This window comes from Lactiplantibacillus garii (assembly GCF_003885105.1).
GTDB classification, from domain to species: domain Bacteria; phylum Bacillota; class Bacilli; order Lactobacillales; family Lactobacillaceae; genus Lactiplantibacillus; species Lactiplantibacillus garii.
Genome location: NZ_QWZQ01000001.1, coordinates 121,187 through 134,391, shown reverse-complemented (window position 1 = coordinate 134,391; position 13,205 = coordinate 121,187). Strand labels below are relative to the sequence as shown.

Here is a 13,205-nt window from a genome sequence, read left to right as displayed (position 1 = left end):
AAGAGTTGCTAATAATGCGAAAAGCAACGGTTCAGACTTACATGCCGGTACTATCTAAGGTGATTGAAAGCACGGAAAAGATGGGGGAACAGTTGAACCCGTCGTTTGAAAAACTACGGAAGGCCATTGACGCGGACGAAGTTGCTAAGATGGTTCCCGCCGAATTTAACGATATTCAAATGGAATTTAGTGACGGAACCGAACAGTACCAGCAAAACGTCGCTCAGTTAAAAAAGGCCCAAGTCCCCGTGCGGTTAATGGGACGCCACCGCAACTTGTTGACGGCTTACGAAGCGTACGCGAATGCTTGTGCAGCGATGACTGCCAGTATGAACGTTGAGGACCAAACCATTGACGTGGCCGCGTTCAACCAAGCTGAAAAGGACCAGGAAGCGGAAATGGAACGCGTATCGAGTGACGTTCAACGGATCATGAACGTCGTGATGTAAATAGGAATGTTCTAAAAATCAACCAAGTTTTACCTCAAAAGGATCTGGCTTTCCAGGTCCTTTTTGTGGTTTCTACCGCGTATAATAGAAAGCGTGAGTCTCAAATAGAATGGGTGAAAAAATGGATAATCAGATTTTAACTTTAGTAAATCAGACTTTGACCAAGTTTAAACCGCAACAGATCAAAGCGGTGTTGGGCTTGATGGGTGAGGGCAATACCGTGCCGTTCATTGCACGTTACCGGAAAGAGCGCACGGGTGACCTGGACGAAGTCGAAATTCGTGAAATTAAGGATAACTACGACCGGCTAGCAAGTTTGCAAAGTCGCAAGGCCGACGTAATCAAGTTAATTGATGAGCAGCAGCAGTTAACACCGGCGTTGAAGGCGGCGATTCAAAAAGCCGAAAAGTTACAGGACGTCGAAGACTTATACTTGCCGTATAAACAAAAACGGCGAACTAAGGCGACGATTGCAAGAGAAGCCGGATTAGAGCCGCTCGCAGCGTGGCTATTGAAGTTTCCGCAAGAAGATGTATTGAAAAGGGCTAAACAGTTTGTCAGCGCGGAACGGGAAGTTGTCGACGCCGAGGCCGCTTTAGCCGGTGCCCACGAAATTTTGGCCGAAGCGTTTGGCGATAACGCCCAACTACGAAACTGGGTGCGCAACTACACGCGGGACCGCGGAGCGTTAGTGGCGAAAGTGAAGCCTAAGGGAAAGGAACTGGATGAACAGGGCGTTTACCAACAGTATTACGACTTTACCAGTCCAATCAAGCAACTGGTGTCCTACCGGGTATTAGCCTTAAACCGGGGCGAAAAGGAAAAGGTCCTGCGAGTCGGTATTCAAGTTGACCAGGCCGGCATTGACCGTTACTGCCACTTCCGCTTCATTGGTCAGCACCAGGGGCCGGCGGTGGCCGTGATTGAAGCGGCCTACCAGGATGCTTATAAACGGTTTATCGGGCCGGCAATTGAACGAGAACTGCGTAACGAACTAAGTGAAGCGGCTGATCAACAAGCAATTAAAGTTTTTGGTGATAACCTGTACCACTTGTTAATGCAGGCGCCGTTAAAGGGCCGGGTCGTTTTAGGTTTTGACCCGGCGTACCGGACCGGCTGCAAGCTCGCCGTGATGGACGCGAACGGTAAATTTTTAGATAAACTGGTCATTTACCCGCATAAGCCGGCGCCAACGGCCAAGCGGGAAGCGGCCGCGGGTGAATTTAAAGCCTTCATCGAAAAGTACCACGTCGAAATGATTGCCATCGGGAACGGGACGGCCTCCCGGGAATCCGAAGAATTCGTTTCGCAGGTGCTAAAAACCATTACCCGGCCGGTTTACTACGTCATCGTCAACGAAGCCGGTGCCTCCGTTTATTCGGCCAGTAAAAAGGCTCGCGAAGAGTTTCCCGACTTACACGTGGAACAGCGGAGTGCCATTAGTATTGGCCGCCGGTTACAGGACCCGTTGGCCGAACTGATCAAAATTGATCCAAAGTCCGTTGGGGTCGGCCAGTACCAACACGACGTCCCGCAAAAGGCGCTGACAACACAACTGGATACGGTGATTGAAACCGCTGTTAACCAGGTTGGTGTCAATTTAAATACGGCTAGTTCGGAACTATTGACCCATATCTCGGGATTATCCAGCACGATTGCCAATAACGTGGTGGCGTACCGGAATGAAAACGGCGAGTTTGCCAGTCGGCCACAGCTAAAAAAAGTTCCCCGCTTGGGACCCAAGGCCTACGAGCAGGCGGTCGGTTTCTTACGGATCATTGATGGAAAAAACGTCTTTGACAACACCGACATTCACCCGGAAAGTTACCCGGCAGCCAAAGCTTTACTAAAAGCGGCTGGGTTACAACCGACCGACGTTGGAACGGCTAAGGCACAGAAATTAAGTCAGTTAAATTTAAAGCAGTTAGCCGAAACGACCGGAGTGGGCGTGCTGACCTTAAAGGATATCGTGAGTGGGTTGCAAAAACCCGGGCGTGACGTGCGGGATACCATGCCGGCCCCGTTACTGCGTCAAGACGTTTTAAAAATGAGTGATTTGAAGCCGGGGATGCAATTACAGGGGACCGTCCGCAACGTTGTCGATTTCGGCGCTTTCGTGGATATCGGCGTGAAGCAGGATGGTTTGGTCCACGTTTCGAAGCTGACCAATAAATTCTTGAAGGATCCCCGTCAGGCCGTAGCGGTCGGCGACATCGTGACCGTTTGGGTCGAAAGTGTTGACGAACAACGGCAACGAATTGCCCTGACGATGGTGGCACCGAGCGATGACTGACGCTGAACTCCAACAGCTGGTTATGGAAATCTCACAACGGGCATTTCACCAACCGTTTCGCCACCGAGCTTATTTTAACCGGCGCTTACGTTCCACCGGTGGCCGTTACCAGCTAGCAAGCCACGACATCGATATTAATCCCAAGATGTTAACGGATTTCGGGGAAGCGACGCTGGTCGGGGTCATCAAGCATGAACTGTGCCACTACCATTTGCACTTAGCACACCGCGGCTATCAGCACCGGGACCGTGATTTCAAGCAATTGTTAGCGGCGGTTAAGGGTTCACGGTACGCGCCAACGCCAAAGGAGAAGGTTGTTCAGGCGTACCGGTATACGTACCAGTGCCAACGTTGTGGCCAGCTTTACCGGCGCAAACGGCGGATGGATACTAGTCGTTATACGTGCGGTCGTTGTCGGGGTCCCATCAAATTAGTTTGAAAGGGATTGCTTAACGCCCGGGCTTCCGATAGAATGGGCTTAACTATTAAGATTAATGGAGGGTTTAGCATGGAAACGATTAAAATTGGGATAGTCGGACTGGGGACAGTCGGTACCGGCGTTGTTAAGATGTTACAAGCGCACCAGGAAAAAATCTCTGAAATCACCGGCCGCAAGCTGGAGCTGGCTTGCGTGGTTGTCCACAACTTAAAAAAGCACGACCAAGTTGATTTAGGGGACGTGCAGCTGACCGACCAAATTGAGACGTTGATTGACGACCCGTCCATTCAAATCATGGTGGAAGTGATGGGCTCGATTCACCCGGCCAAGGAATACATTACCCGGGCCCTGCAAGCCGGCAAACACGTGGTTACGGCGAATAAGGACTTAATTGCCCAGTACGGTCGCGAACTCGTTCAGATTGCGCGTGAAAACCACCGTGACCTGTTTTACGAAGCCAGCGTGGCCGGCGGGATCCCAATTTTACGGACCATTGATAACAGTTTTGCGGCTGACAAGATTCAACGGGTCATGGGAATCGTCAACGGAACGACGAACTACATTATGACCCAGATGCTGACAAAGAAATGGTCGTACGAACAGGCCCTCAGTTCGGCGCAGGACTTGGGTTTTGCTGAAAGTGACCCGACGAACGACGTTGAGGGTTTGGACGCGGCCTATAAAATGATTATTTTGACCCAGTTTGCGTTCGGAATGAGTTTATCAATGGACCACGTGCAGGTTCAGGGGATTACCAACATTAGTCCCGAAGACATCAGTGAGGCCAACCAGCTTGGTTACACCATTAAGTTATTAGGAATTGCTGAAGAAGTGGATGACCGCATCGCCGTTTCGGTGGGACCCGTTCTTGTTTCAGATCAACACCCGCTCGCCACGGTCCAAAATGAAAACAACGCCGTGATGGTGACCGGGACGGCCGTGGGGGATACGATGTTTTACGGGCCGGGTGCCGGAGAATTACCTACCGCCAACAGTGTGCTGAGTGACATTACGACCGTTGCCAAGAACATCGCCCTGAATACGACCGGTAACACTTTTAATTCGTACCGGCAGGAGACCGTTTTGGCGGCACCGGAAGACGTGGTTTATCCACACTTCATCGCGCTAAAAATGCGGGACGTTCCCGGGATGATGATGAAGCTGACCGCCATTATGACGAAGGCGGAGGTTTCATTTAGTCGGATCATTCAAAACCAGCTCAGTGACGGTAACGCGCGTGTCGTCATCATTACCCATGCAATGAACGACCAGCAGTTAGCGGAGATCACGGCGGCCATTGGTGAGCAGGATAACATGCGACTATTGGCTAGTTATAAAGTTTTGAAGAATGCGTAGGTGAGTAAATGTTAACCATTTCAGTACCCGCAACTTCGGCCAACCTTGGTCCGGGCTTTGACTCGATTGGGATTGCCGTGGATATGCAGTTGACGTTGCAAGTGATCCAACCAAGTGACCACTGGCGGATTGACCACCCGTTTGGTGAAGAGGTCCCGAATGATGAACACAACTTAATTATTAAGACGGCGCTCACGTTGGAACCTAAGCTAAAACCACAACACTTACAAATGACGTCTAAGATTCCGTTAGCTCGGGGGTTAGGAAGCAGCTCAACGGCCATCGTGGCTGGCTTGGTCTTAGCTAACGAGCTAAGTGGAAGGCAACGCTCCCTTGACGAGTTATTAGCGGTGGCGACCCGGCTAGAAGGGCACCCCGATAACGTGGCACCGGCCATTTTAGGCGGCCTGGTCGTGGCAACCTACGTCAATGAGCAGGTTCACGCGGTAAAACTGCCCTTACCGAACCTGTTTGCCAGCGTCTACGTTCCCAACGAAGAGTTGTTGACGTCGGCCAGTCGCGAAGCGTTACCGACCAGCTTGCCGTTTAAGCAGGCGATTGCCGGGAGCAGCGTGGCTAACACCCTGGTCGCAGCCCTGGCGACCCAGGACTGGGGCGTGGCGCTGCCGTTACTAGAAGCCGATCAGTTCCACGAACGGTACCGGGCCAAGTTAGTCCCGGCCCTGGCAACCATCCGTGAAACGGCGCACCAGCTAGGTATCGTGGGTACGTACCTTAGCGGAGCCGGCCCAACGGTCTTAACGTTGGGGGATTACGGTCAGCTGACCGAATTACAGCAAAAGTTGCAACAAAACGTGGCGTTGAGTGGTCAATACTACTTATTGCCCGTGGATGCGACCGGGGTAAAAGTTCAGAATTCTTAATTTAGACTTGTCAGACTCACAAAATTTTGTTATGATATTTTTTGTGAGTTATGATGCGGCCATGGCGGAATTGGCAGACGCGCAAGATTAAGGATCTTGTCGGGGCAACTCGGTGGAAGTTCGAATCTTCTTGGCCGCACTAACGAATATCGAAGGACGTAATCAGGTTTTCCTGGTTACGTCCTTTTTCTGTTCACTAAAATTAATGTATTCTTTTATTTTTATCTCACTTTTGCCAGCATTATAATGAAAACGGTTGAAAAATTATAAAAGAAAGGCGGCGTAACGGATTGGATAAGTTTGGTTGCGTGATCGTTGGAACAGTTAGTTTGTGGGCTGGTTGTCAGCTGATCCAGCCAGCCCAAGCCGCCGCGACGTACCCGATTAATGGCATTCAAGTGACGACTCGCCAAACGTACTTGTCGGCAAATTGGCGTGGTAAGGGCTATCACCTCACCGTGCAGCAACATCAACGGGCGCGTCTGCGGGTCACTTTACATCTAAAAAATCATCAACATACCGTTTGGACGCGGGAAGAGCAGGCCTGGATTACGCAGCACGGTAAAAAACAGCGCTTTTATTACGTCCACAACACGGCTCACCAAAGCGGTTGGGTGCGGGCAAGTGATTTAAAAGCTGCGGTCCCAACCACTTTAAACTTAACGGTGCCCCTAATTAGCCAGTTACCAGAATTACCGACCGGTTGTGAAATGACGGCAACGACGATGATGTTACAATATGCCGGTGTGAAATTGGATAAATTACAGTTGGCAGCGGCGGTTCCACGGAGTTCTGATCCTAACGTGGGTTTTGTGGGCGAGCCCACCAGTAACGTTGGTGTCGGACTATACGTTTATCCGCAGGGACTATTAAGTACAGTTCGCCACTATTTGCCAACGGCGGTCAATCTTAGTGGTATGAGCTTGTCCCAACTAAAAGCCCAGTTAGGCAAACGGCACCCGGTCGTAGTTTGGGTGACTGGTCTCGATGGTTTTGCGAGTCATACCGTCACCGTGGTCGGGTACACACCGACGACGCTCCGCTATAATGATCCGTGGACCGGGCAGCGGGCCACTATTACGAACCACTCGTTTGAAACGATTTGGCAGCAAAACGGACGGCGCGCGTTGAGTTATTAAAAAATAGCTGAAAAAATCGTTAAGAAAGTACAGTGTTTCGTAAATTAGTCTTAAAAATACGCTAATTGATACACAAAATGAACAAACTAATACTGTATCAAGCTTGTGTATCAATCGGAAAGCCCGCAATACCGGCAATTTAGTTTTAGTGTATTTTGGCACGGAAGTTGCATCTATATAAGTGAGGGCAAAAAAGATTGCGCTTTCAGTATTAACCAAAACAGTTACAGGCGATTTAGATATTATTTATTCGGTTCATTTGACTGTAACGAAAAATAGGAGGTACAAAGATGGTAAGCATTATCATTGCTAGTCACGGCGAATTCGCTAAAGGCATTTTTCAATCTGGTTCAATGATTTTCGGCGAACAAGAAAACGTTCAACCGGTTACGTTGATGCCTAGTGAAGGCCCTGACGACATCAAGGCTAAGTTGGAAAAAGCCATTGCTTCTTTCGACGATCAAGACCAAGTCTTATTCCTAGTTGACCTTTGGGGCGGAACTCCGTTTAACCAAGTCAACGGCTTGTTCGAAGCACACAAGGACAAATGGGCAATCGTTGCTGGTTTGAACTTGCCAATGTTAATTGAAGCCTACGCTTCACGGCTTTCGATGAACTCGGCTCACGAAATTGCCACCCACATCATTGAAACGGCGAAGGATGGCGTTAAGGTTCGTCCAGAAGCTTTAGCACCTAAGGAAGATAAGGCCGCCGCAGCCGCTACGACTAACGCGAATAACGCCGGTCGTCCTGGTTCGCTCGAATATGGTTTGGCTCGGATCGACTCCCGGTTATTACACGGGCAAGTTGCCACTGCTTGGAGCAAAACGATTAACCCAACCCGGATCATCGTGGTTTCCGATAACGTTGCTAAGGACGAATTACGTTCAAGCATGATTAAGCAGGCTGCTCCTGCCGGAATCAAAGCGCACGTTATCCCAATCAAACAAATGATTAAGATTGCTAAGGACGACAAACACTTCGGTGGTCAAAAGGCATTGCTATTATTCGAAACACCGGAAGATGCGTTAACTGCAATCGAGGGTGGGGTTCCAATTAAGACCTTGAACATCGGGTCAATGGCTCACTCCGTTGGTAAGGTTCAACCAAACAAGGTTTTGGCTTTCAGTCAAGAAGATATCGATACTTACAAGAAGTTGGAAAAAGACGGCGTTCAGTTTGACGTTCGTAAAGTCCCAACGGACAGTAAAGATAACATGGATAACATTCTTCAAAAAGCGCAAAACATGTTAAACGAACAGAAATAAACTATCAGAAGAAAAATGGAGGATTAAATCATGACTTTGAATTTTATTCAAGTGATTCTAGTCGTACTGGTCTCATTTTTAGCTGGTATGGAAGGTATTTTGGATGAATTCCATTTCCATCAACCAGTTATCGCATGTACGTTAATCGGTTTAGTTACCGGTCAATTAGTACCATGCATGATCTTAGGTGGGTCACTTCAAATGATCGCCTTAGGTTGGGCTAACATCGGTGCCGCCGTTGCACCCGATGCCGCTTTAGCCGCTGTTGCATCTGCAATTATTTTAGTTTTAGGTGGTCAAGGCCGTGCCGGAGTTTCTTCCGCCATTGCGATCGCCGTTCCTTTAGCCGTTGCTGGTTTACTTTTAACCATCATCGCCCGGACTTTAGCAACTGCCATTGTCCACATCATGGACCGTGCTGCTGAAGAAGGTAGCTTTGCCAAGATCGATGTTTGGCAATGGATCGCCATCTGCATGCAAGGTTTACGGATTGCCATTCCAGCTGCTGCCATCTTAGCCGTTGGTGCTGGTCCCGTTAAAGCAATGTTGAACTCAATGCCTTCATGGTTGACTGATGGTTTGTCAATTGGTGGTGGTATGGTTGTTGCCGTTGGTTATGCGATGGTTATCAACATGATGGCTTCACGCGAAATGTGGCCATTCTTCGCTTTAGGTTTTGTCTTAGCCGCTGTTAGTGAAATCACTTTGATTGGTTTAGGTGCTATTGGTGTGTCATTAGCCTTAGTTTACTTACACCTTGAAAAGAGTGGTAACTCTGGCAATGGTGGTGGTGGATCCAACACGGGTGACCCCGTTGGCGACATCATCGACAAGTATTAATAAAGGAGGAAACTAATAATGGCTGATCAAGTTAAATTATCAAAAAGTGATCGTCGGCGTGTTTGGTGGCGTTCAACGTTCCTCCAAGGTTCATGGAACTACGAACGTATGCAAAACGGTGGCTGGGCTTATTCCTTAATTCCAGCTTTAAAGAAATTATATACAACTAAAGAAGACCGTGCCGCTGCTTTGAAGCGTCACCTGGAATTCTTCAACACCCACCCATACGTGGCTTCACCAGTTATTGGTGTTACCTTAGCGCTTGAAGAAGAACGTGCCAATGGGGCTCCCATTGATGACGTTACCATTCAAGGGGTTAAAGTTGGGATGATGGGTCCGCTGGCCGGTGTTGGTGACCCTGTATTCTGGTACACGGTTAAGCCAATTGTTGGGGCCTTAGCGGCTTCACTTGCCATGGCTGGTAACATCATGGGACCAATCCTGTACTTCGTTGTTTGGAACGCGATCCGGATGGGCTTCATGTGGTACACGCAAGAATTTGGTTACAAAGCTGGTTCTAAGATCACCGAAGACTTATCAGGTGGTATCTTACAAGATATTACTAAGGGTGCTTCAATTTTAGGGATGTTCATCTTAGCCGCCTTAATTGAACGGTGGGTTAACGTGGACTTCAGTCCGGTTAAGGTTTCGACCATCAAGCAACAAAGTGGTGCTTACATTGACTGGAACAACTTGCCAGCAGGTGCTGAAGGAATCAAGAAAGCCTTGACTGAACAAAAGGCCGGCCTTTCACTTGACAAGTACAAGACAACGACTTTGCAAGATAACTTAAACAGTTTGATTCCAGGGTTAGCTGCCTTACTCTTGACCTTCTTATGCATGTGGTTACTCAAGAAGAAAGTTTCACCAATCATCATCATTCTTGGCCTCTTCGTATTTGGGGTTGTAATGCACGTTATTGGTGTTATGTAATCAGTGTTTTCTGAATCTGAGTCGCAGGCTTAGGCAAAAAAGGATGGACTCGTGGAGTTCATCCTTTTTCGTAGTAACGGTTTTGCATCGGCGGCGTTGGCGCCGTATAATCGGTGTAGTCAAGTAAAAGAAATGGAGTCAGATAAATGGTTCAATCACTCAATCACAAAGTTGATTTAGTCATGGATGCGAACTCCCACATGGGATTAACCGATTATGGCAAGATTATGGTCGGCGATAAGGGGTTCGAATTTTATGATAGTCGCAACGTTAAAAACTACATTCAGATTCCTTGGAGCGAAGTGGACCGGGTCGTCGTTTCGGTGATGTTTGGTGGTCGCTGGATTCCCCGCTTTGCCTTTAAAACTAAGAAAAACGGTATGTTCACGTTCTCATCTAAGGACCCGAAACGGGTGTTACGTGCAATTCGGGTTTACATCAAGCCGGAGAACATTGTTAAGTCGTTAACCTTTTTTCAAGTTTTACGGCGTTCGTTTAAACGTAAAAATAACGACGACTATCTAAAGTAGTGGTAGTGATACAGTCAGTGAGTTACTGGGCGTAAGCCTAGTAACTCTTTTTTTAATTGATACTGAAATCGCTAACAATTATTAGCTGAATAACAAGAAAATTAATAGTGTGTTAATACACTGTGTGGTAAGATTAGACTTAACTGAAGTTCTCAAATTAATTTGACGTACTGCGACGTAAAGGAGTGGCGAAGTTGACCAGAAAAGCACGGATATTTGACTATCTTTGTCAGCATAGTGACGCGAGTGGGTTAACCACCGAAGCGGTGGCCAACGCTTTAACGTTGGCCAGGTCTAACGTTAGTAAGGAGTTGAACACGTTGGTACGGGAGGGCCAGCTCCAAAAATTGAGCGGTCGCCCGGTTCACTACGCCGTGCAATCCCAGCCGCAAACTACCAAGGCGACGGTATCAGCAACGAGTGTAGCGAATACGACCCAGGATAGCGTTACTGCGTCGACGGTGACACCAACGCAGGTCCAAAAGGGCGACGTTTTTAATAACATGATTGGTTCGCATGAAAGCTTATCAAACCAAGTGGAACAAGCTAAAGCGGCCATTTTATACCCGCCGCGGGGGCTGAATACGTTAATTATTGGGCCTACCGGTTCCGGGAAAACTTACTTTGCAAACGCCATGTATCGTTTCGCCGAAACTAACGATGTTTTGACTAATCCCCAGGGATTGATCACGTTTAACTGTGCGGATTACGCGCACAACCCCGAGCTGTTAATGTCCCATTTGTTTGGCTACATTAAGGGATCCTTTACCGGTGCCAATGAAGATAAGGACGGATTAATTCAAGAAGCGGACGGGGGCATGCTGTTCCTGGACGAAGTTCACCGCTTACCACCGGAAGGTCAAGAAATGATCTTTTATTTCATGGACCACGGGACGTATTCTCGCTTAGGAGAAACGGCGAAGAATCACCACGCTAACGTCCGGCTGGTTTGTGCGACGACTGAGGATCCGGAGAGTACCCTACTCCAAACCTTTGTCCGGCGGATTCCAATCACGATCCAGTTACCAGCATTTAATAACCGTTCCGCCCAAGAACGGTTGGAACTTTTAAAGGCGCTGCTTTCACTTGAAGCTAACCGAATCAATAAACAAATTAAGCTAACCGAAGACGTGGTCCAAGCGCTATTAGGCTCCGTAACGTTTGGGAACGTTGGACAGTTAAAGTCTAATATTCAACTCGTTTGTGCGCAGGGCTTCGTTAACAGTATTGAAAATGACAGTGAGATCAACATTACGATGGATGACTTACCACAGAATATCCGTAGCGGTTTGATGACGGTGGCTTCCAACCGGCATGAACTGGGAGCCATCTCCGAATTGCTGGACCCAATCCTAACGGTCAAACCGAACGACGGTCCCACGCCGATGCGAAACAAAAATGATAACTACGAGTTACCCTATAATTTGTATGAAATTATTGGGGATAAGGCGTCGTTGTTACGTCGAGAAGGCCTGGATAAAGAACACATTAACCGCTTCATTACGACCGACATTAACTTGCATTTGAAGTCGTTTTACAAGCAGACCCAGATGGAAGTTTCACCCGAAAATAAGCTCGCTGAAATCGTTGATCAGGACGTGATTGACTTTACCAAAACCGCGCAGGCGACGATTCAGGACATGCTGGGTTATAACTTTAAGGACAACTTTATTTACGCCGTTAGCTTGCACGTTAGCTCGTTCATTAAACGTATCCAGGCAGGAAAACCCATGCGGCAAATGAGTTCTGATATGTTAGCCATGGTCAAGGAGTACCCGGCGGAAATTAAGGCGGCCGAGGTCTTGAAGCAGGGCCTCGATGAACGTTACCATTTGCCAATTCCACAGTCGGAAGTTTACTACTTAGCCATTCTCTTGATTTCGTTAAAATCCATGCAGCTGAATGGTAAAGTGGGCGTACTGGTGGCGGCACACGGGATGAGTACCGCGTCGTCAATGGCCCAGGTGGTGGGGCAACTACTAGATGATTACGACGTTCGGGCGTTTGACATGCCACTGGACATGGATCCCACCGTCGCGTACAGCCATATAAAAAAACAGGTCCAAACGTTGGACGCGGGCAACGGGGTGTTATTGTTGGTTGACATGGGGTCGCTGACTACCTTTGGCGAACGGATTCAATCCGAAACCGGGATTGAGATTCGAACCATTGACATGGTTACCACGCCGGTCGTTCTGGAGGCCGTTCGCAAGGCTAGCTTAATTGATAGTAACTTAGACTCCATTTACCAAGAGTTGGTTGGGTTTAAGGGCTACTCCCGGATTTCCCGTAATTTACCCACTGAAGACCAGAAGACGCCTGCTAAACCGGCAGCCGCTACTGAGAGTGCCGGACAACGCGCCATTGTTGCAATTTGCTCAACCGGGGTGGGGACGGCGGAACGAATTAAGTCTATTTTAGATAGTTTACTGGCCCAGAACTTTATTGAGGGAATTACGGTCTTCCCAATCTCGGTCGTTAACATGGCGACCCGCTTAAAACAAATTAGCCAAAATTACCAAATTATTGCGGCTACTGGGATTACTCGCCCGGATTTGGACGTTCCGTTTATTTCCTTAGAAGAACTCTTACAGGGTGGCGGTGAAAAGTTTGTTGACCAGTTAGCCACGGGCATTAACGCTCCCCAGAGTACGGTCGCGGAAAGTCAGGCGTTAACGCCGGAACTATGTGAACGCTACTTGGGAGACTATTTCACCTTTTTAAATCCCCGGAAACTGACCCCGATTTTATGGCAGTATAGCGAAACCATCGAAAAAAGTTTAGCAAACGATATGACCAACGCGTTTCGAATTGACCTGATCATGCACTTAGCCGGTGCGTTGGAACGGACGGCCATCAAGGATGAAATTACGGCTCCCGCCGAAGAGTTACCCAGCGTGACGGAATCTAAATGGTATCCAATCGTTCGTGATGCCAATCAGCAACTCAGTGATCAGTTACAGTTAACGTTTTCCGACGCTGAAAATTATTACATTGTTCAATTACTAGAAACCCACCAGGCTGAAGTAATAGCCGATTGATACACTAATTGGCACGTTTTTTGCATAAATAAA

At 48.2% G+C, this 13,205-nt stretch carries 11 protein-coding genes and 1 tRNA gene; all 12 read left to right on the top strand.

The window, feature by feature from the left end:
* Window positions 1-14: 14 nt before the first annotated feature.
* The 12 genes from D1831_RS00665 to D1831_RS00610 all read left to right on the top strand — a co-directional run bounded on the left by D1831_RS00665 (window position 15) and on the right by D1831_RS00610 (window position 13,172).
* Window positions 15-449: a hypothetical protein gene (locus D1831_RS00665; protein ID WP_125070680.1), complete on the top strand. Its 435-nt coding sequence runs from the start codon at window positions 15-17 to the stop codon at window positions 447-449.
* A gap of 121 nt (window positions 450-570) precedes the next feature.
* On the top strand, window positions 571-2,742 hold the full coding sequence (locus D1831_RS00660; RefSeq protein ID WP_125070678.1) for a Tex family protein: 2,172 nt from the start codon (window positions 571-573) through the stop codon (window positions 2,740-2,742).
* Window positions 2,735-3,181: a SprT family protein gene (locus D1831_RS00655; protein ID WP_125070676.1), complete on the top strand. Its 447-nt coding sequence runs from the start codon at window positions 2,735-2,737 to the stop codon at window positions 3,179-3,181. The genes D1831_RS00660 and D1831_RS00655 overlap by 8 nt, the downstream gene beginning before the upstream one ends.
* 69 nt (window positions 3,182-3,250) lie before the next feature.
* Window positions 3,251-4,537, top strand: a complete 1,287-nt coding sequence (locus D1831_RS00650) for a homoserine dehydrogenase (protein WP_125070674.1) — start codon at window positions 3,251-3,253, stop codon at window positions 4,535-4,537.
* An 8-nt stretch (window positions 4,538-4,545) separates the two neighbouring features.
* On the top strand, window positions 4,546-5,421 hold the full coding sequence (thrB, locus tag D1831_RS00645) for a homoserine kinase (RefSeq protein WP_125070673.1): 876 nt from the start codon (window positions 4,546-4,548) through the stop codon (window positions 5,419-5,421).
* 55 nt (window positions 5,422-5,476) lie between these two features.
* Window positions 5,477-5,560 (top strand) — tRNA-Leu (locus D1831_RS00640).
* A gap of 151 nt (window positions 5,561-5,711) precedes the next feature.
* Entirely contained in the window at window positions 5,712-6,560 is an 849-nt protein-coding gene (locus D1831_RS00635) for a C39 family peptidase (RefSeq protein WP_125070671.1), read from the top strand.
* A 290-nt stretch (window positions 6,561-6,850) separates the two neighbouring features.
* Window positions 6,851-7,828, top strand: a complete 978-nt coding sequence (locus D1831_RS00630) for a mannose/fructose/sorbose PTS transporter subunit IIA (protein WP_125070669.1) — start codon at window positions 6,851-6,853, stop codon at window positions 7,826-7,828.
* A gap of 30 nt (window positions 7,829-7,858) precedes the next feature.
* Entirely contained in the window at window positions 7,859-8,668 is an 810-nt protein-coding gene (locus D1831_RS00625; RefSeq protein WP_125070667.1) for a PTS mannose/fructose/sorbose transporter subunit IIC, read from the top strand.
* Between the two features lie 18 nt (window positions 8,669-8,686).
* Window positions 8,687-9,601, top strand: coding sequence for a PTS system mannose/fructose/sorbose family transporter subunit IID (locus D1831_RS00620; RefSeq protein ID WP_125070665.1), 915 nt, complete (start codon window positions 8,687-8,689; stop codon window positions 9,599-9,601).
* 146 nt (window positions 9,602-9,747) lie between these two features.
* Window positions 9,748-10,131 (top strand): DUF956 family protein, encoded by a 384-nt coding sequence (locus tag D1831_RS00615; RefSeq protein ID WP_125070664.1) that lies wholly within the window; start codon window positions 9,748-9,750, stop codon window positions 10,129-10,131.
* Between the two features lie 194 nt (window positions 10,132-10,325).
* The gene (locus D1831_RS00610) at window positions 10,326-13,172 is read left to right on the top strand and encodes a sigma-54-dependent transcriptional regulator (RefSeq protein ID WP_125070662.1); all 2,847 of its coding nucleotides are present in this window, start codon (window positions 10,326-10,328) and stop codon (window positions 13,170-13,172) included.
* Window positions 13,173-13,205 lie beyond the last annotated feature (33 nt).